The sequence below is a fragment of the Octadecabacter arcticus 238 genome (assembly GCF_000155735.2).
In the GTDB taxonomy this organism is placed as follows: Bacteria; Pseudomonadota; Alphaproteobacteria; order Rhodobacterales; family Rhodobacteraceae; genus Octadecabacter; species Octadecabacter arcticus.
In genome coordinates this window covers 3,965,841-3,984,222 of sequence record NC_020908.1, presented here as the reverse complement: position 1 = coordinate 3,984,222, position 18,382 = coordinate 3,965,841, and the positions used below count along the sequence as shown (strand labels likewise).

The following is an 18,382-nucleotide window of genomic DNA, read 5'->3' as shown; positions in this document are numbered from 1 at the left end:
AGGGGCATTGTTTTTAATCAGAGCAACAGACGAAAACTTAGAAATCAAGATTAAATTGTGAAAGCAGCCATATTTTTCTACCCCTACCTCGAATGAATTACCATATTTGCAAGCACTCGATCTTCAATCGTTGCAAGGCGATCAATCGAGTTAAAATACTCCATCGTCCGCATCTCGTTCCATTTACTTTCCACAAACGGGATTAAAGCCACCGGCTTCCAGCCGGTCCGCTTTAGCGTAATGTACTATAATCTTCCCTCTCATTTTTAAGACCCCGCGAAGCGGTAAGGGTCTTAAAAATGAGAGGGAAGATTATGATCTATTCCACAGGAAGCCACACCAAATTTTATCACCGATTTCACGTCGTCTGGACAACAAAATACCGATACAAAGTTATGCGCGGTGAAATGCGTGAGCGTATCCGTGAAATCATTATCCAAACATGCCAAGAACTTAGCGTGCATATTGAGACGGGCGTATTGTCGACCGATCACGTCCACATGTTCATATCGGTCCCGCCTCAGATAGCTTTGTCAAAGGTGATGATGCGGATCAAGGGATGCTCGTCTTATAAGATACAGCGCGAGTTTCCCGAACTGCGCAAACGGTACTGGGGCCAGCGGTTTTGGGCTCGCGGATTTTTCTCAACAACCAGCGGCAATGTCACTGACGCTGTCATACTTCAGTATCTTGAATTACATTCAAAAAGGGAACCTACCGGCGTCAGCCGGTAGTCGTTCAGTTTTGGCTGCGTCGCCCCGCGTCATTTGTGTAGTAAAGGCTTATCCCCTTTGCTCCGGCGGCACCTGATGTAGTGCGAAGCGGCTTGCCAATCTAGAATGTTCTGGTATTGTTCTTCCCATGCCAGCCAGATGGAAAAACGACAAACCCATGTCCCGCCCCGCGTTCGACGCCAGGTTTTCTGATGAGGAAGCGTGTTCGCATTATCTGGTGGAACATCGTTGGCCTGAGGGCTTCGTCTGTCCTTCCTGTGGCACCTGCAAGGGCTGGCCGTTAAAGCGAAATCGCGCGACTTGGGAATGTGCCGGTTGCGCACGGCAGACATCCGTGACGGCTGGCACGGTAATGCACAGCAGCCATTTGCCGTTGCGAATTTGGTTTCTTGCCGCGCACATCATCACCAGCCATTCCAACGGCATGTCAGCGCTGCAACTTCAGGCGCAACTTGGCCTTGGCAGCTACAAGACGGGTCGCCATCGTCGCTCGGACCGATGGCGCTTCTCGGCGACCTCCTCTTGCAAAAGCTGCGGCGGTCGATGGTCAACCCTGACCGCAACCCCCTGAAAGACCTTGTCGAAATCGATGAAACAGAGATGCCGTTCCGGTCCCGGCATGATCCCGAGGACCGGCCAAAGGGTGGGCGGAGCCCGGTTGGAAAGATGTTTGTCGTCTGTGCCGTCGAGTTATCAAGTGACGGACATCCGCGCCGTATCAGGATGAAACACATTCCCGACGGCGCGTCAAAGACGCTGCACGGGTTCATTGGTCAGGCTGTAGAGCCTGGCGCTCACATCATCACGGATGGCTGGCTCGGTTACGAAAATCCTCCTGCAAACACGCATGAGGCAAAGGTCGTCAGCGGCAAGAAGGCACACGACATACTCCACTGGGTCCACCGCGTGTTCTCCAACCTAAAAACGTGGGCAAAAGGCGTCTTCCACGGCCTCAGAAAGTGCCATCTACAACGCTATCTCGACGAATTCGTGTTCCGCTGGAACCGACGGCGACACATGCGAAGCGCCTTCGACACGCTGCTGGGGATCGGTGTTGGTCTCGGGCCAGCGACATATCGTGATTTTGTTGAACAGCGCGCCTGAAGGGCCTCGTTCACGGCAAAAGCCACGCCCTATAAACCCACCAGACGTTACAAACTGATCCGATCCGCCTCTAAAGCCACAAGGGCAAGATTCTGCGCCGCGTCAACATGTGGGGCAACCGGACTAAAAGGGATAAGCCTTTGTGTAGTATACTCCTGCGCCTGAATTGACCTGACGATTTTGGGCCTGCGATTCACTTCGTCGCATGGCCAAAGGCGGTTCAGTCTGTATTTTGAGTTTATGAGCAAGCAATACAAAACAGTCTCCTTATCCGACGAGCAGCGCATAGCACTTGAAGCGCTTTGCCGCCGCCGCAAAGTTGACGCCCTTGTTTGGAAACGGGCGCGCGCGTTTCTTCTTTGGGACGCAGGAGAAGACGCCGGAACGGTTTGCCGGATTTTGGATATTGGCCCGACAGTTTTGACGGAGTGGCGATTTGCCTTTGCCGGTGCGGGACTATCGTTTTTCGGTCTGAAGGACTACAGCCAGCGTCAGGGTCATTTGTCCGTCGTGCAAGAGCAGGCGGTGAGAGCCCATTTCACCGCGCAGCCTGCCCGCAATGCCGATGAGGTCTGTGCCTATGTTCTAGCCGAGTGCGACCAAAACTACAGCACGTCGGGAGCCGCCAAGCTGATGCGCCGCCTGGGGTTCGCGTATAAGAAACCACAATTGCTGCCTGCACAGGCCGATGAAGCCAAGCAGGCTGCGTTTATTGCCAAATATGAGGCCCTGATGAACGGGTTGGCCGCAGATGAGATGGTTGTCTTTTCGGACGCTGTCCACCCCGAACACCAGAGCCGCCCCGCCCATGGTTGGTTCCCCAAGGGACAAAAGACGGCCCTGAAGGCGACATCAGGGCGCAAGCGGCTCAACATTCAGGGCGCGCTTGACCTTGAGACTTTCCAGTTCACCTTTGTGGAAGGCGAGAAGATCAATGCCCAGACAACCCGACAGATGCTGGAAAAGTTGGAACGCAACAACCAAACCAAGACGGCCATCCACGTCTTTGTCGACAATGCCCGCTATCATCATGCCAAGATACTACAGCCATGGCTGGACAGCCCAGAACGTCGGGTGAAGTTGCATTTCTTGCCAGCATATGCCCCGCACCTCAACCCGATCGAGCGTCTTTGGGGTGTTATGCACAAATGGGTCACCCACAATCGGCACTATGCAACGTTCAACCAATTCACAGAGGCCATTTTCGACTTCTTCCGCAAGACCCTGCCAGAAAAATGGCCAGAGTTCCGCGACACCGTCACCGACAACTTCCGCGTCATATCGCTCAAGGAATACAAAGTGATTTGAGGGGAAAACCTCAGGTCAATTCAGGCGCGGGAGTATAGTAAAAAATTCCTCGCTTTGAATCTGGTAGTGGTTCAGTTGGAAGGTGTCGTTATCAGTAATCGTCTTGCCTGAGCATGCGTTTTTGATGTGGTGTACGCCAACATTCTTTTCTTGTCTCAACGCCTTTGTGCGGCAGATCCATTTGCGTTCACCGCGAGCCTGCGCTGGTGATCTCTCCTGTCGTATGACAAAGTCTGTTCGAACGCTTGCGGGATGCTTTAAATGGCCGTTGCTACCGAAAACTGACCAACTAGTGTATATAATTTCAGTCTGATAATCCATATTTCCGAGAACATCTGAAATTTTTCTGCCGTCTCTACAGAACCAAAACTCATCAATGTCCGCTATTACAAGCCATTCACATACTTTAGAAATTTTAAAATTCCGCAGTTTGGTAATGTAATGCTCACGTCTTGGATTCAAACATCAAGTGCAACGGTTGATTTGAAGGCCGCGATTTCGTCGGCCATGGCTTCAGCGGGTGTTCTCCATCCGAGGGTTTTTCTCGGACGGTTGTTCATCAGGTTTGCAACGTCGTTCAGCCATGTTTGGCTTGCACCGTTCAGGTCAGTTCCTTTGGGCATGTACTGACGCAGCAGTCCGTTGGTGTTCTCGTTGCTGCCACGCTGCCAAGGCGCATGCGGATCGCAGAACCAGATATCGATCTTCAACCGTCTGGCGAGTTCGGGGTGGCAGGCCATTTCGGAGCCGCGGTCGTAGGTCATGCTCTTGCGCAAAGCAGCGGGTAGTCGTCTCATCTGGCGGGTGAAGCTGTCGAGCGCGGCCTCGGCCCCATTGCCATCCATTTTGCAAAGAATGACAAAGCGTGTCTTGCGCTCGACCAAGGTCCCCACTGACGAGCGATTGAATGCGCCCTTGATGAGGTCGCCCTCCCAATGGCCTGGTACCAGTCGTGCTTCGATCTCTTCAGGGCGATTGATAATGCGCAATGATTCCGGGACCATAGCACTGCCCGCCGCTGTCCTGCGCTTCAGCCCACGCTTAGGCTTCGCTTGACGCAACGCCTCGATCATCGCCGCCTTCAGCCCGCCACGTGGCTGCGCGTAAATCGCGGCATAGATGGTCTCATGGCTCACATGGGCGGATGGATCATCAGGCTTCATGAGACGCAGTCTCTGCGCAATCTGCTCAGGCGACCAGTGCAGATGTACGAGCTTGCCATGAACGAAACGATAAAGATCGCTCCCCTCCACAAGCTTGCGCTTGCGGCGGCAGCGCGCGCGCCGGGCATCATAGGCCTGCCGCGCCGCTTGCGGGCAATAGCTGCCGTCTTCCTGCCGACCTCGCGCCAGCTCACGGCAGATCGTGCTCGCCGGGCGATGCAAAAGCTGGCCGATCAACCGCTGACTGCTGCCCCTATTATGCTCGGCTAATATCACGCCACGGTCCTCGCTGCTGAGGTGCTTGCTTCGTATGTCCATCACAACATCCTATGCCCAAAGGGCTCTGAGTGTTGCATTTGAAACTTGAGTCTAAGCGTTGACGCGCAGGCTTTGTCAGAGATATTATCTTCGCTTGCCCACTTTCAACCCAAGGCCTGATAATATCAAGCGTCAAGTCTGTACTGCCGTTATCGATAAGATAAATCTGTTCAATACCTTGCCAGAGATAGTGCTCAATCCATTCCTTTATATTTAGGGACTCGTTCTTCATAATAGCAAGTACGCCGACGCGGAACGGGTAACTTATTTTCTCGCGTCGTCGCAAAATTCGCTCATGGTTTCACGTTTTAACTGCTTGGATTGGCCGATCAAGAAAAAATGGGGTCATTTTTGCGTTTCCAAATTATATGTGAAATGTAACTCCCAAGGACCCCATCGGATATCGGGTTTTGTGTTGCCCTTGCGACGTTAGAGCCGAGCGATGATCTGTTGTGGTGATAGGGTGAGTGTTTCGAGGATATTGCCCCCGTGTTTTCTGACCGTCGAGATGACGGATCTGATGTCAGCGAAGACCTGCGCGCCCTCGAGGGTGCGGAAAGTTCCCGAGATTTTCATGCGCAACTTCATCATGCGCAGGTCCCGTTCGGCCTGATTGTTGGTGAAGGGAACTGTGAAGTCCGTAAGGAACCTTAGGACGTCATCACGGTAGTCGCGCAAGCGGACCAGAAGGTTATGGCCTGGCCGCCTGGCTTTTCGGCCTCGCGCACCAGTGCGTCTAGCCAGTGGGTCTTGTCGCTCATGGAAGGCGAGGCCCTCGGTGAGGATCGCCATGTATTTGGTGAGGATGCCGTGGTGAACCGACGTGGGGAGTTCGGTCTCGCCTCGCCCCTGAGCCGCGCACTTGAGCTGATTGGCGCTGTTGAGCAGCACGCTCATCGCGCACGCCCACGGCTCCTTTTCGATTTCTTCGATGGCCTTGAGTTCCCGTAAATGATGCGCCCCGCACAGGGCGTGCGCGTCCACCCCACTCATATGGGCGTAATAGGACTTCCAGTGGTCATGAACAATTGTCCCGCCGGTCAGGAAGGATGGAACAGCACCGCGCTTGGCGCTGATGCGATAATGCGTGAAGGCGAGATCGCTGATTGAGTGCAGCCAGTGCAGCTTACCAGCAACACGAAGTCCGGTCTCATCCAGATGCCGAACGCCGCCTTCATTGAGCCGGGCCAGAATGTGTTCGACGACGCCACCCAAGGTACGCGCTGTGCCGTTCACCCAGTTGGTCACGCTGGCCGCGCATAGGCTGGTGGCACCAAACAAATCACGCAGGAGTTGGCAGACCCGATCCTCGGGGATCAGCTGCTGAACATTGCAGTAGACCGCCGCCGCCCGAATGCGCTTACCGTATTGCACGTGTGCATTCACGCCATCGGGAAAGGTGGCTGTCGTCGTGGCTCGGCAATGGCCACAACAATAAATCGCTGCCTGATGCTCTGTGACCTCCAGACGCGGCCCTCCGTGCCAATAAGCGTGAGACAATTGACTGGCTAAAGTTTACACTTGAGTGCGTAGGAGAACGAACCCATGGTTATGCCTTCACAATCACCACTTTCGCCAGATGCTGGATCTGGAGCCGTTTTGGCCCCGACGTCGCCTCCCCGCGTTGTTAATGCGCCGTTGGCTCCCACAGCGGAACTGACGAGCATCCCGAAGCGACGCAACTTCACAGCCAAATACAAACTGCGCATTCTGGATGAGACGGACCAAGTGGCAGACACTGGCGGGGTTTCCGCCATTCTACGGCGGGAGGGGCTTTATTCCTCTGCACTGACCGATTGGCGCCGTGCGCGGGCGGCCGGCACATTGGGTGCATTGCAGCCAATGCGCCGTGGCCCACAAAAGGCACCTGCCAATCCATTGCAAGCTGAGCTGGCCAAGGCCAACCGTGAGGTGACAGCCTTGCGGCGCCGTCTGGATCAGGCGGAAGCCATCATTGCCATCCAAAAAAAAGTGGCGGGACTTCTGGACGAGATGGAGCAGACGCAAGAGCGCAGCGGCAAATCATGATGGCCGTCGCGATTGCATTGCCCACCGGCAGCGGCTTGACCTCGGCTGTCTGCGCCGCGCTATCATTATCGCGCGCGAGCGTTCTTCGACAGCGTGCGGCGCTGACGGCACCACCACGCACACGCCCACCGCGCGCAGCGTCTTCGCGGGCTCTGCCGGAAAGGGAAAGAGACCAGGTATTGCACCACCTGCGCGAACCCCGCTTTGCGGATCAGACGCCCACAGAGGTCTTTGCCACCTTGCTGGATGAAGGCACCTATCTGTGTTCAATCCGCACGATGTATCGGATATTGGCCGCGCAGGGCGAAGTTGGCGAACGCCGCCGACAGCGCACACATCCCGTCTATCAAAAGCCTGAACTTCTAGCTGAAGCCCCCAATCAGGTCTGGTCTTGGGACATCACCAAGCTGAGGGGCCCGGTGAAATGGTCCTACTTCTATCTCTATGTCATCCTCGACATCTTCAGCCGCCGCGTTGTTGGCTGGCGCGTCGAGCACGCGGAGAGCGCCAGCCAGTTCAAAGAGCTGTTCATCGACGCGATGGAAAAACACGAGGTTCCACGCGATCAGCTGACATTGCATGCAGATCGCGGTGGGCCCATGAAGGCAAAGACGACAGCCCTGATGCTGGTTGATCTTGGTGTGCTCAAGTCCCACAGTCGGCCCCACACCTCAAACGACAACCCGTTCTCCGAAGCCCACTTCAAAACACTGAAATATCAGCCAGAGTTCCCCAAGAACTTTGAAACCATCGAGCAGGCTCGCGCATTCTGCCGCAGGTTCTTTGCATGGTATAACCAAGACCATCATCACGCCGGGATTGGTCTGATGACGCCCGACCAAATCCATTTTGGGCAGGCCCAAGAAATCTACACCGCGCGACAAGCAACACTAGACGCGGCATTCCTCGCCACGCCCGAACGCTTCGTACACAAACCACCAAAACCGCCTCAAATCCCGACCGCCGTCTGGATCAACCCACCAAAACCAACCGAAGAAACCCAAGCCTAAAGTCCAAAAGCCACTGTCTCAAAGTCGTTGACACGTTCCGCGGCACCGGTATGTCATAAACCTGACGCCTCTCCACCGCCTTGATCATCCCAGCCGTCAAGCCATGCTGACAGGTGCCACAGGCCTCAGCCTCATGTCGCTCCACAAAGTCAGGCGTTGCTGTCTGACGTAGGGTGTCGCCTCGGTGGCCAACTTAACCACCACTTTTCTTACCGGACTTACCACGCAGGCTACGCGGTACCGGCTTCTTCAACCCATCACTCGAAGGCGGCTTGCTGCTATTACTGCTGTTCTTGGCCAACTGACGCCGCAGATCCGCATTCTCTTGCGCCATGCTCGCCAACGCGGCTTCCAACTCGGCGATCCTGCGCAGAGCCGTGGCGAGGAGTTGTTCAAGAGCAGTAACTTGGTCCATTCCACCAATGATTCAGAGAAATCGTCACAGCGCCACGAAATTCAGACCACAACAGAAAATTCATGCGCCTAATGGTCAAGGAGACTCACATCAAAACTGACAAAAACCCGTTATCGGCTGGGGTGCTTGGGAGTTACTGTGAAATTAAATCTAGGGTCAGCGTCACTTCTTCGAAAGATGTTGTGGCAAATGACGCTGGGAACGCACCCCATGCCAGCCCCTGTTTAAGGGGTATAGCCGGAATTGAAACATGAGTTTTGAACCATTGTTTTGTCTGCACAGCCGCCATTCGGCACCGTTCCAAAAACCCTTGTCTTATGAATATCCCAGCTTTTGTGCGAAACAAGAGCCACCGATCAGCATTCTAGAGTGCTGATCGGTGGTGGTGGTTGGATCGGCAAACCCTTGGTTTTTGAGGACCGTAAACGAGTAGGATCAACCATCACCTTCGCCAAAGGCCTGAACGGCTACAGAGCGGCACAAAGCCCTCTAGGACAAGCATAGGATATGACGAAGATGACAGATGATACCATTGGGATCGATATTTCCAAAGCCACTTTGGACATTCACCGGCTAAGCGACGGGAAGACGATGTCGTTTAGTAATTGCCCTGCAGGATTTAAGGCGCTTTCCAGGTTCTGCGCAAAGACGGCAGTGGCACGCGTTGTTTATGAAGCAACAGGTGCCTATCACAGCGGGCTTGAACGCGCTTTGGGCGCACATTTGCCATTGGTAAAGGTGAACCCTTTGCAGGCGCGCCGGTTTGCACAAGCCCAAGGCTTGCGCGCAAAAACAGACGCTGTTGATGCCAAAATGCTGGCAGACATGGGGAATGCATTTGCATTAGAACCGGATGAGCCAGCAGCTGAAATTCAACACGATCTGAAAGAGTTACGCTCATTTCGGTCAGGATTGATCAAGGATAGAACCGGCATCATGAGCCGAATGAAAACTCAAACCCTGTCCATCACGCGCCGCCAAAGCAAAGCCCGTTTGGCTCAGGTAGATAAGCAAATCGCTGAAATCAATGCTGAAATTGAACGCTTGATAAACTCCAGCGATAAACTGGCGCACTCGATGAAAATCCTCCGCTCCATTCCAGGCGTCGGCGCTATCTGTGCTGCCACCATTTTGATAGAGATGCCCGAGACCGGGAGTATGGACCGGAAGCAGGTGGCCAGTTTGACTGGCCTAGCCCCGATGACGCGTCAATCGGGGCAATGGCGCGGGAAATCATTCATTCAGGGTGGGCGGAAAATAGTGAGGGATGCACTCTACATGCCGGCCTTGGTAGCGATGCGACACAACCCAGACTTCAAGGCTAAGTATCAAGCCCTGATCAAAGCAGGAAAGCCCCCCAAAGTCGCCATAACGGCACTCATGCGAAAGCTCATCGAACTCGCCAACGCTCTCATCAAAGCAGATCGAAATTGGGTGACAAAGGGGGCTTGATCAAGACGGATACTCGTTTTTGGAACATGCGAAAACCCACTCAATTTACGCTCCCAAAAACCCCGTTCAAATCCCATCCAGTTGTGGAGGTTTTTGCGGCTCTTCTCCGCTTTGTTGAGTTATTCTAGGATTTCAAATAGAACATAGATTGATTATCTGGGATGGATGATTGTCTAATTTTGAGTTTGAAGTATTCGGTATCTCTGATGCCCCTGGCTCGTTTGCGGATCATTCCTATACTGACATTACCAGCCTCTATCCTGGCGCTTGTCAGCTTGTGTTTCGCGTAGTTGCATATGCCCACACAATGTTTTCTTAGGGATTTTGCGAACTTTTTCAGATAGAGCATGTGTGACTGATCTGCGATCAGGCACCAATTTTCCAGTTGCTCTGACATCCCCTCAAATGATGGGGCGCTCCACAGAGCCTGAAGCTGTTCTTTTAAGACGTAAAGCGTATTCAGGTTGCTATTGCTCTCCAGCAACGTTTGCAGCTTGTTACTTTGTTTTTCAGTCAACTTATCCGCATTTTTGAGCAACAGATAATGCGTGCCCTTCATCAACTCTTTACCACTTGGATCGGCCTTCCTGAACTCAAGGCGACGCTGATTATGGATAGCCTTGCTGTAGTTTTTCATGACGTGGAAACGGTCAAATACGATGTCGGCCATCGGCAAGGACTCCCTGACAGCCTTTTGGTAGGCAGGCCCCATATCCATCGACACGGCCTTTATTTTATGGGCTGTATCTGGCCGCAGCTGTTTCAAAAACCTTGAAAAAACTTCGGCAGTTCGACCAGCTTCCACCCAGATCAGATGCCCTCCGACCATATCGTAGACCACCGTCATATAGTCATGACCTTTCGCCCGGGCCACTTCATCGACACCAATGTAATCCAAGCCAGCAAGCTGTGCGGGATCAAGCGCAGGGAGCGTTTCCATCAGGTATGCCTTGTCGATATTCTTTACCGTCTCCCATCGTATACCTAAATGCCTGGAGACAGCCAGAATGGATAAATGACGGCACAATCCACTGATAAGATGGCAAAATCGATGGGTGAAACGGCACCCTTTATCAACAAAAGGACACGCCTCAATGCGGCGCTCACCCTTGCTAATAAAAACCTGCGCTAGCTCAATCTCAATCACACAAGGATACCCAAAAAACGGGATGTCGTTTACTTGTCGGCGAATATGTTGGTTGATGCTACCCTTCTTGCCGGTTGCCGGTTGCAGGGTCTATAGCGCTCCTGCGGGCATCCCGACTGCACTGAACAATAACCTTCGCACCGTCTTCAGCCAGCTCAATTTCATTTACACGTTGCCCCTTCAGGCGTAAAATATGTTGCGAGATGTCGATGGTCATATACCTGCCCTATGAAAAGTTGTCAGAAACCTAACATATCAATAGGTTACTTGATGGTCGGCATCTTTTCTTACTCAACAAAGCGGAGAAGAGCCTTTTTTGCCTCACGCGCTATAGCCGTCACTCGTGGTGTTGCAGAATTTCGGTAGGACAGGTTTCAAACCTGCCCTTCACCGCAACGACACCGATTTCAATTCAATTCTTGCAACGCCGCCAAAATTTCCTTGGCGTTGTCACTCGCCCAGTCTGCATCACCGATCAGGCGGCCAATTTCAAACCCGTCTGCGTTTAGAATAATCGTCACAGGCAAGCCAACGACCCCCATATCACGGGCCAACGCCGAATTATTGTCGGTGTGCAGCGGCAGATTTTCCACGCCGATCTCGGCCAGAAACCGTTCCATCGCGGGGAGTTGGTTTGTGCCTGTCGCAATCGTCACGACCTCAAAATCCGCGCCGCCCATTTCTGTCTGCAATTCAGACAGATGCGGCATTTCCTTACGACAGGGCGCGCACCATGTGGCCCAGAAATTTAGCACCACCAATTTGCCGTCATAAGCCGCCAGCGTCAGGTCGGACCCGTCTTCATGCATGAACACAACATCGGACCCGCGATCTACGCCCAACTGCAGCTTCAACATATCCCCCTCACGCATGTCAGCGATCTGCGAGAAATCCGTTTCTGGCAGCGTAGGGGTTTCACCACCCGTGGATGCCAAGTATAGCCCACCTGCAATACCGATGACGGTGGCGGCTGCGAAAATCAGTTCTTTTTTCATCGGGCAATCCTAGCGCTGGAGACAAGTGTCATGTCGGATGATAAATCCTCAAATGCAATGTGGGGCGGGCGGTTTGCCGCAGGTCCGGATGCGATCATGGAAGCGATCAATGCTTCGATCGGATTTGATCGTCGATTGGCAAAACAAGACATTGAAGGCTCCCGCGCGCATGCGGCCATGTTGGCAACACAAGGTATCATCACCGATAGCGATGCGAGCGCGATACGGGAAGGCCTCCTCACGGTGTTGTCAGAAATCGAGGGCGGCACCTTCCCTTGGCGGGTCGAACTTGAAGACATCCACATGAATGTCGAAGCGCGCCTGAAAGAAATCGTGGGCGAAGCCGCAGGGCGTTTGCACACAGGTCGGTCGCGCAATGATCAGGTCGCCGTCGATTTCCGCCTTTGGGTCCGCGATCAGTGCGATGCAGCCGACGGCGCGCTTGTTGCATTAATGGAATCGTTGATCGGCCAAGCTGAAGACGGCGCCGATTGGGTCATGCCTGGATTTACCCACCTGCAAGTGGCGCAGCCCGTGACGTGGGGCCATCACATGATGGCCTACGTTGAAATGTTCGCTCGCGACCGTGCGCGGTTCGCGGATGCACGCAAACGGATGAATGAAAGTCCGCTGGGGGCGGCAGCACTGGCTGGCACGTCTTTCCCGCTGGATCGCCACGCCACTGCGACCGCTTTGGGGTTTGATCGCCCGATGGCCAATTCCCTCGATTCTGTCGCCGCGCGTGATTTTGCGCTCGAATTTCTTGGGGTCGCTTCGATCTGTGCCATGCATCTGTCGCGTCTGGCCGAAGAACTGGTCATCTGGTCGTCGGCGCAGTTCCGGTTCGTGACGATGTCGGATCGCTGGTCCACCGGATCAAGCATCATGCCGCAAAAACGCAATCCGGATGCGGCGGAATTGCTCCGCGCAAAGATCGGTCGGATTTTTGGTGCCAATGTAGCGCTGATGACCGTGATGAAGGGTCTGCCGCTGACCTATTCCAAAGATATGCAAGAAGACAAAGAACAGACGTTTGATGCCGCTGACCACTTGATGCTTGGCCTTGCGGCGATGACAGGCATGGTCGCAGATATGAAAGCGCGGCCAGATGATTTGCGCGTCGCGGCGGCGATGGGGTTTTCCACGGCAACGGACCTCGCCGATTGGCTGGTGCGCGAACTTGGCCTGCCGTTTCGCGATGCACATCACATCACCGGATCACTTGTCGCGATGGCCGAAAAGAAGGACTGTGATCTGCCAGAACTCACATTAGAAGACATGCAATCTGTTCACGTGGGCATCACCAAATCCGTCTTTGACGTGCTGGGAGTGGACAATTCTGTCGCCAGCCGCACATCTTACGGGGGAACAGCGCCGGACAACGTGCGCGCGCAGATTGCCCGTTGGAAAAAGGATTTGTCATGACGCGATCCATATTTGTTCTGCTGGCGCTGACATTTGTCGCAGCGTGCGGTGCCAACGATCCGCCGTTTCGCCCGACCGGAAATGCAGACATCAACATCGGGCCGAACGGCGTGGGCACCACTGCGGGTGTCGGGGCGACGAACGGGACGTTCAGCGTCGGACTTAGCCGTTAGATGCGCTGGCTTTTCTTCGCCTTATCGGTCTGGGGCACGATCCACCCGATGTCGTATTTCATCGCGTGGTTTCAGGCCAACACGTGGGACATCATGGCGATGGTGGATGCGTGGCACGCCAATGCCGCATCGTCCGGACTTGTTTGGGACCTGACGATCGCAGCGGTCGCACTGACAATCTGGGTAATCGGCGAGACCGTGCAAACCCGCCACTGGGTCCGCCTGATTGCCATCCCCGCGACGTTCGGCATCGGGGTCAGCTGTGGTTTGCCACTTTATATTTTTATCCGCATGGGCCAGACCGATGCCACGCGCACCTAAATTGAGAGTCTGATGGATCATTTCTTGTATCGCGACGGCCAGTTGATGGCTGAAGACGTCAACATCGCGGAAATCGCGGCGCAGGTCGGCACGCCGTTCTACGTCTATTCAACCGCGACACTATTGCGCCATTTCAAACTGTTCGATGATGCGCTTTCGGGCATGGATCACCTTGTGTGTTTTGCCGTGAAATCGCTGTCCAATGTTGCGGTGCTTAAGCTGCTTGGCGATGCAGGTGCGGGCATGGATGTCGTATCGGGCGGGGAATACCTGCGCGCGAAAGCCGCAGGCGTGTCCGGCGATAAAATCGTGTTTTCCGGCATTGGCAAAACCCGCGAAGAAATGCGCCTCGCACTGGAAGGCGGCATTCGCCAGTTCAACGTCGAAAGCGAACCCGAGATGGAGGCGCTGTCGCAGGTCGCCCTGTCGCTGAACACCGTCGCGCCGATCACCGTGCGGGTTAATCCGGATGTGGACGCAAAGACCCACGCCAAGATTTCCACGGGCAAGAAAGAAGATAAATTCGGCATCCCGATCAGCCGCGCCCGCGAAGTCTACGCGATGGCGGCCAAACTCCCCGGTCTCAAAGTCATCGGCATCGATGTGCATATCGGATCACAGCTGACCGAACTGGAACCGTTCCGCCTTGCCTATCGCAAAGTCGCCGAGCTGACCGAACAATTGCGTAGCGACGGGCACGACATCACCCGCCTCGATCTTGGCGGTGGCCTCGGCATTCCGTACGCGCGCGATAACAACGCGCCACCGCTGCCCCGCGAATACGGTGCGCTGATCAAAGAAGAAGTCGGCCATCTGGGATGTGAGATCGAGATTGAACCGGGCCGTCTGATTTCGGGCAATGCGGGCCTTTTGGTCGCAAAAGTGATCTATGTGAAATCCGGTGAAGACCGCGAATTTCTGATCGTTGACGCCGCGATGAACGATTTGGTCCGCCCTGCGATGTATGACGCGTGGCATGATATTGTTCCGGTGATCGAACCTGCCGCAGGCGTGGATCAAACACCCTATGATGTCGTTGGGCCGATCTGCGAAAGCGGCGATACCTTTGCCAAGGGCAGGATGCTGCCGCCATTGGACCCAGAAGCGCTTGTCGGGTTCCGATCTGCGGGGGCGTACAGTGCTGTTATGTCTAGCGAATATAACTCCCGCCCGCTGATACCGGAGGTTCTGGTCAACGGGGATCAATTTGCGGTTATCCGCCGACGTCCGACCTTTGAAGACATGATCAATCGCGATACCATACCGGAATGGATGTAGCCGTTTCGCGCCATCCCTTTTGACAGGAGAGGCCCGCTGACCCCAACCGGACCCACGCCACGGCATTTGAAAATGCCAGTTTTGCTGACCCGTCTGGGGCTGATCGCAGAACGTCTGACGCAAGCGTTTTGGCCGTTCTGGACGGTGCTGTTTTTTACGCTCGCGCCGCTGATGATGGGCTGGCAGGATTTTCTGCCGCTTGAGGTCGTGTGGGGCTATGGGGTGGCAGTACTCGTTGCGCTGGCTTGGACCCTGTATCGTGGTGCGCGCCAGATGGCATGGCCGACCAACGCGCAGGCCATTGCCCGCGTGGACGCCCGACTTCCCGGACGCCCGATTGCAGCACTCAATGACGTGCAAGCCATTGGAACTGGTGATGCTGCATCCGAGGCCGTCTGGAATGCCCACCTGATCCGCATGGAACAAAAGACACACGATGCACGGGCGGTTGAACCCGATTTGCGCTTGTCGTCCAATGACCCGTTCGGGATCCGCTACATGGCCGTTTTGGTCATGGTCATAGCACTGCTGTTCGGGTCGATTTGGCGTGTCGGATCGGTGGCTGACGCGGCAACGGGTGCGGACATCCTTGCGACAGGGCCCGTTTGGGAAGGCTGGATCGAACCACCTGACTACACCGGAAAGCCGACGCTTTATCTTGCCGACATCATCGCCAATCGCGTGCAGGTGGCGCAGGGATCGTTCATCACGCTGCGACTTTACGGCGACGTCGGCGGGCTAAGCGTGTCTGAAACCGTGTCAGGACGCACTGAGGATTTAGGCGCTGCAACTGATCAACAACAGGGTTTTGAAGTGACCCAAGAAGGCGAATTGTTGATTGTCGGGACCGGTGGTCAGACGTGGAAATTCCTGTTGCTCGAAGATGCTGAACCAACTGTTGAGTTGAGCGGACCTATCGAGGCTGACGCACAGGGAGAGATGTCCCAGCCGTTTTCCGCCACTGACGACTACGGCGTCATTGCGGGTACAGCGACAATTGAACTGAATCTTGCAGAATTGCCACGCCGCCACGGTTTGGCGATTGATGGCGACGCGCGCGACGCCATTCTCCTTGACCTACCGATGCCGTTTTCTGGCGATCGTGCCGATTTCGAAGAACTGCTGATCGATGATTTCAGCGAACATCCGTGGGCGAACATGCCGGTCACGATGACGCTGCAAGTCGAAGACGCGCTTGGGCAGGTCGGGTCCAGCGAAGCGCAGCAAATCACTCTCCCCGGTCGGCGGTTTTTTCAGCCCATTGCGCGGGCCGTAATCGAACAGCGTCGAGATATTTTGTGGGCCAAGGCCAACGCACCCCGCGTCGCACAGGTGTTGCGCGCCATATCAAACCGCCCTGATGAACTGTTTCCTGATGAGACAACTTATTTGCGCCTGCGCTATATCATCCGGCGGCTCGAAAATATGGAAACCACGGGCCTCAGCGATGCGGTTCAAGACGAAGTCGTGCTGGCGCTGTGGGAACTGGCTGTGCAGCTCGAAGAGGGATCGCTTGCCAATGCACGCGCCCGTCTTGAACGTGCCCAAGAACGCCTAGAAGAGGCCATGCGCAATGGCGCGTCCGACGAAGAAATTGCCGAACTGATGCAGGAACTGCGCGAGGCGACGAACGACTATATGCAAATGCTTGCCCAGAACGCAGAACCCAACCCCAACGGCACGGATCAGCCAGACAACAACCAAGAAAGCAACAACATCAGCCAAGACGAATTGCAGGCGTTGATGGACCGTATTCAGGAACTCATGGAAGAAGGCCGGATGGCCGAAGCCATGGAGTTGATGGAGCAGTTAAACGAGTTGATGGAAAACCTGCGCGTCACTGAGGGTGAAGGCGGCGAAGGTGGCCCCCAAACCCCCGGCCAGCAATCCATGGAAGACTTGGCTGAAACCCTGCGCGATCAGCAAGACCTGACCGACGAAGCGTTTCGCGATTTGCAGGAACAGTTCAATCAAGGCCAGCAAGACGGGCAACAGCAAGGCCAGGAACCTGGTCAGCAGGGTCAAGACGGCCAAGAAGGTGACGGCAACCAACCCGGTCAGGAGCAGGGCCAAGGCCAAGGTCAGGGCGACAACACCCAAGGCGGTCTGACCGATGACAACGGGCAGGGCGGCGAAGGCAACGGTGGGCCGCAAAGTCTGGCTGAACGCCAACAGGCGCTGCGTGACGGATTAAACCAGTTGCGCAACGGCCTGCCGGGTTTGTCCGGTGACGCGGCGGACAATGCCGAACAATCTTTGGAACGTGCGGAGGGCGCGATGGACGGCGCTGAGGATGCGTTGCGCAACGGCGATTTGGCCGAAGCGATTGATCAACAGGCCGAAGCGATGGATGCGCTGCGCGACGGATTGCGCAATCTTGGGCAGGCTTTGGCTGAAAACCAGATGGATGAACTGCAAGAAGGCCAAGGCACCCAAACGGGCAACGCCGAAGGGCGACCAGAACCCGAACGCCGTGATCCATTGGGGCGTCAGATGGGTAATACCGGACAATTCGGGTCAGAAGAATCGATGTTGCAGGACGAGATTGACCGTCGTGCAGAAGAGCTTCTGCAAGAATTGCGCAGCCGTTCCGCCGACCAAGAACGCCCGCAAATCGAACTCGATTATCTGCGGCGTCTGCTGGAACGGTTTTAGGGATTAGCCTTCGGGGTTCGGTTCGATTGCGGGGGTCGACTGGGCTCTTTCAATCAATTGCTGAAGCTTCTGATCCAGCAAGATGCGTAGCCCGTCCACCCATTCCGCATACGATGTCAGATAGGGCTCGACTTGTGGCACTGCAGCACTGATTTGCGGCGCAAAAACATAGATCGCGAGAGCTACGAGCGCGATAATCACGACATACATGAACCCGCGCTTGAAACCGCCGCGCGGACGCTCAGTATCAGCATCGTAGTTAACAGCAGCGTTCGCAGTGTTGTCAGGACGCAGGGTGGAATTGATCTCTTCGATGTCGGGCAATAACTCGCGGCGCGGCGCGTTGGCATCTTGCGTCATGGCGGCCCCAACGGCGGCACTAACAGCGTCAGCGTTAGCATTTTCTGGCTCACCACGCAGGCGCGCTAAACGTTCCCGCGCCTCGCGGCTGCGGCGGCCCTCGTCGGGGTCATGCGACAAGTCCAGATCGGGCTGTGTTTCGATGGTGTTTGTGTCGGCCTCGCGGGCAGATTTTTCGTATTCCGCTTCTTGGCGAAGGATATTGGTGACGTCGGACGCCATTTCACGCGGTTTTGGCGCTTCGCGAACAGCCTCCGGCTCTGGAATGGGGGCCACATCTGGCTTAGGTGTCGGTTCGGGGATCGGCTCAGGACTTGGCTCTGTCGGGGTTTCAGCCTCGGAACCCAGTTCGGCGGCTACGGATGCACCGGGTTGTTCGAACCACGTATGTCCGCAATTGGAACACTGAACGTCACGACCACCTGTCGGGATGACATCATCCGCCACCTCATATTGCGCACCGCAATTTGGGCAAATCAGCCGCATAACCTTGTTC

General features: G+C 55.1%; 15 protein-coding genes and 3 pseudogenes. 10 read left to right on the top strand and 8 right to left on the bottom strand.

All coding sequences use genetic code 11. The features are described 5' to 3' along the window. Positions 1-314 precede the first annotated feature (314 nt). The 3 genes and pseudogenes from tnpA to OA238_RS20560 all read left to right on the top strand — a co-directional run bounded on the left by tnpA (position 315) and on the right by OA238_RS20560 (position 3,146). On the top strand, positions 315-734 hold the full coding sequence (gene tnpA / locus OA238_RS20570; RefSeq protein WP_015496684.1) for an IS200/IS605 family transposase: 420 nt from the start codon (positions 315-317) through the stop codon (positions 732-734). Between the two features lie 127 nt (positions 735-861). After that, positions 862-1,838 (top strand): annotated as a pseudogene (locus tag OA238_RS20565) (IS1595 family transposase). A gap of 240 nt (positions 1,839-2,078) precedes the next feature. Beyond that, complete coding sequence (locus OA238_RS20560) at positions 2,079-3,146, top strand: IS630 family transposase (RefSeq protein ID WP_015494112.1); 1,068 nt, start codon at positions 2,079-2,081, stop codon at positions 3,144-3,146. A 15-nt stretch (positions 3,147-3,161) separates the two neighbouring features. Here the strand turns inward: OA238_RS20560 and OA238_RS35200 are convergent, their stop codons facing one another. The 4 genes from OA238_RS35200 to tnpC form a co-directional block, all read right to left on the bottom strand. After that, positions 3,162-3,608, bottom strand: a complete 447-nt coding sequence (locus OA238_RS35200) for a glycosyltransferase family 92 protein (RefSeq protein ID WP_044037271.1) — start codon at positions 3,606-3,608, stop codon at positions 3,162-3,164. Then, positions 3,605-4,627, bottom strand: coding sequence for an IS30 family transposase (locus tag OA238_RS20550; RefSeq protein ID WP_015496683.1), 1,023 nt, complete (start codon positions 4,625-4,627; stop codon positions 3,605-3,607). The genes OA238_RS35200 and OA238_RS20550 overlap by 4 nt, the downstream gene beginning before the upstream one ends. Then, entirely contained in the window at positions 4,566-4,859 is a 294-nt protein-coding gene (locus OA238_RS35195; protein ID WP_083906792.1) for a glycosyltransferase family 2 protein, read from the bottom strand. Before OA238_RS35195 ends, OA238_RS20550 begins: the two co-directional genes overlap by 62 nt. Before the next feature lie 197 nt (positions 4,860-5,056). Next, entirely contained in the window at positions 5,057-6,127 is a 1,071-nt protein-coding gene (gene tnpC, locus OA238_RS20545) for an IS66 family transposase (RefSeq protein WP_015496682.1), read from the bottom strand. Positions 6,128-6,172: 45 nt separating this feature from the next. Between tnpC and OA238_RS20535 the strand changes: the two genes are divergently transcribed. Continuing rightward, a protein-coding gene (locus OA238_RS20535) for an IS3 family transposase (RefSeq protein WP_085982719.1) occupies positions 6,173-7,665 on the top strand; the annotation gives its coding sequence in 2 pieces (ribosomal slippage) (positions 6,173-6,623 and positions 6,623-7,665; 1,494 coding nt in all). A 196-nt stretch (positions 7,666-7,861) separates the two neighbouring features. Here OA238_RS20535 and OA238_RS34590 read toward each other — a convergent pair. Next, a pseudogene (locus OA238_RS34590) lies at positions 7,862-8,080 on the bottom strand (DUF6444 domain-containing protein); the annotation flags it as partial. A 516-nt stretch (positions 8,081-8,596) separates the two neighbouring features. Between OA238_RS34590 and OA238_RS20525 the strand changes: the two are divergent. Beyond that, positions 8,597-9,532, top strand: coding sequence for an IS110 family RNA-guided transposase (locus OA238_RS20525; RefSeq protein WP_015496371.1), 936 nt, complete (start codon positions 8,597-8,599; stop codon positions 9,530-9,532). A 124-nt stretch (positions 9,533-9,656) separates the two neighbouring features. Here the strand turns inward: OA238_RS20525 and OA238_RS20520 are convergent. Then, positions 9,657-10,896 (bottom strand): annotated as a pseudogene (locus OA238_RS20520) (ISL3 family transposase). 190 nt (positions 10,897-11,086) lie between these two features. Further along, positions 11,087-11,674 (bottom strand): TlpA disulfide reductase family protein, encoded by a 588-nt coding sequence (locus OA238_RS20515; RefSeq protein ID WP_015496679.1) that lies wholly within the window; start codon positions 11,672-11,674, stop codon positions 11,087-11,089. A 30-nt stretch (positions 11,675-11,704) separates the two neighbouring features. Here OA238_RS20515 and argH point away from each other — a divergent pair, with 30 nt between their 5' ends. From argH to OA238_RS20495, 5 genes are all read left to right on the top strand, one after another. Next, on the top strand, positions 11,705-13,099 hold the full coding sequence (argH, locus tag OA238_RS20510) for an argininosuccinate lyase (protein ID WP_015496678.1): 1,395 nt from the start codon (positions 11,705-11,707) through the stop codon (positions 13,097-13,099). Further along, the gene (locus OA238_RS33010; RefSeq protein WP_187293084.1) at positions 13,096-13,272 is read left to right on the top strand and encodes a hypothetical protein; all 177 of its coding nucleotides are present in this window, start codon (positions 13,096-13,098) and stop codon (positions 13,270-13,272) included. Before argH ends, OA238_RS33010 begins: the two co-directional genes overlap by 4 nt. Continuing rightward, positions 13,273-13,593: a DUF2834 domain-containing protein gene (locus OA238_RS20505; RefSeq protein WP_015496677.1), complete on the top strand. Its 321-nt coding sequence runs from the start codon at positions 13,273-13,275 to the stop codon at positions 13,591-13,593. Positions 13,594-13,605: 12 nt separating this feature from the next. Beyond that, on the top strand, positions 13,606-14,871 hold the full coding sequence (gene lysA, locus OA238_RS20500; RefSeq protein ID WP_015496676.1) for a diaminopimelate decarboxylase: 1,266 nt from the start codon (positions 13,606-13,608) through the stop codon (positions 14,869-14,871). 72 nt (positions 14,872-14,943) lie between these two features. Continuing rightward, a complete protein-coding gene (locus tag OA238_RS20495) occupies positions 14,944-17,526 on the top strand; it encodes a TIGR02302 family protein (RefSeq protein ID WP_015496675.1) in 2,583 nt (860 codons plus the stop codon). 3 nt (positions 17,527-17,529) lie between these two features. Here the strand turns inward: OA238_RS20495 and OA238_RS20490 are convergent, their stop codons facing one another. Then, complete coding sequence (locus OA238_RS20490; protein ID WP_015496674.1) at positions 17,530-18,372, bottom strand: zinc-ribbon domain-containing protein; 843 nt, start codon at positions 18,370-18,372, stop codon at positions 17,530-17,532. Positions 18,373-18,382: the final 10 nt, after the last annotated feature.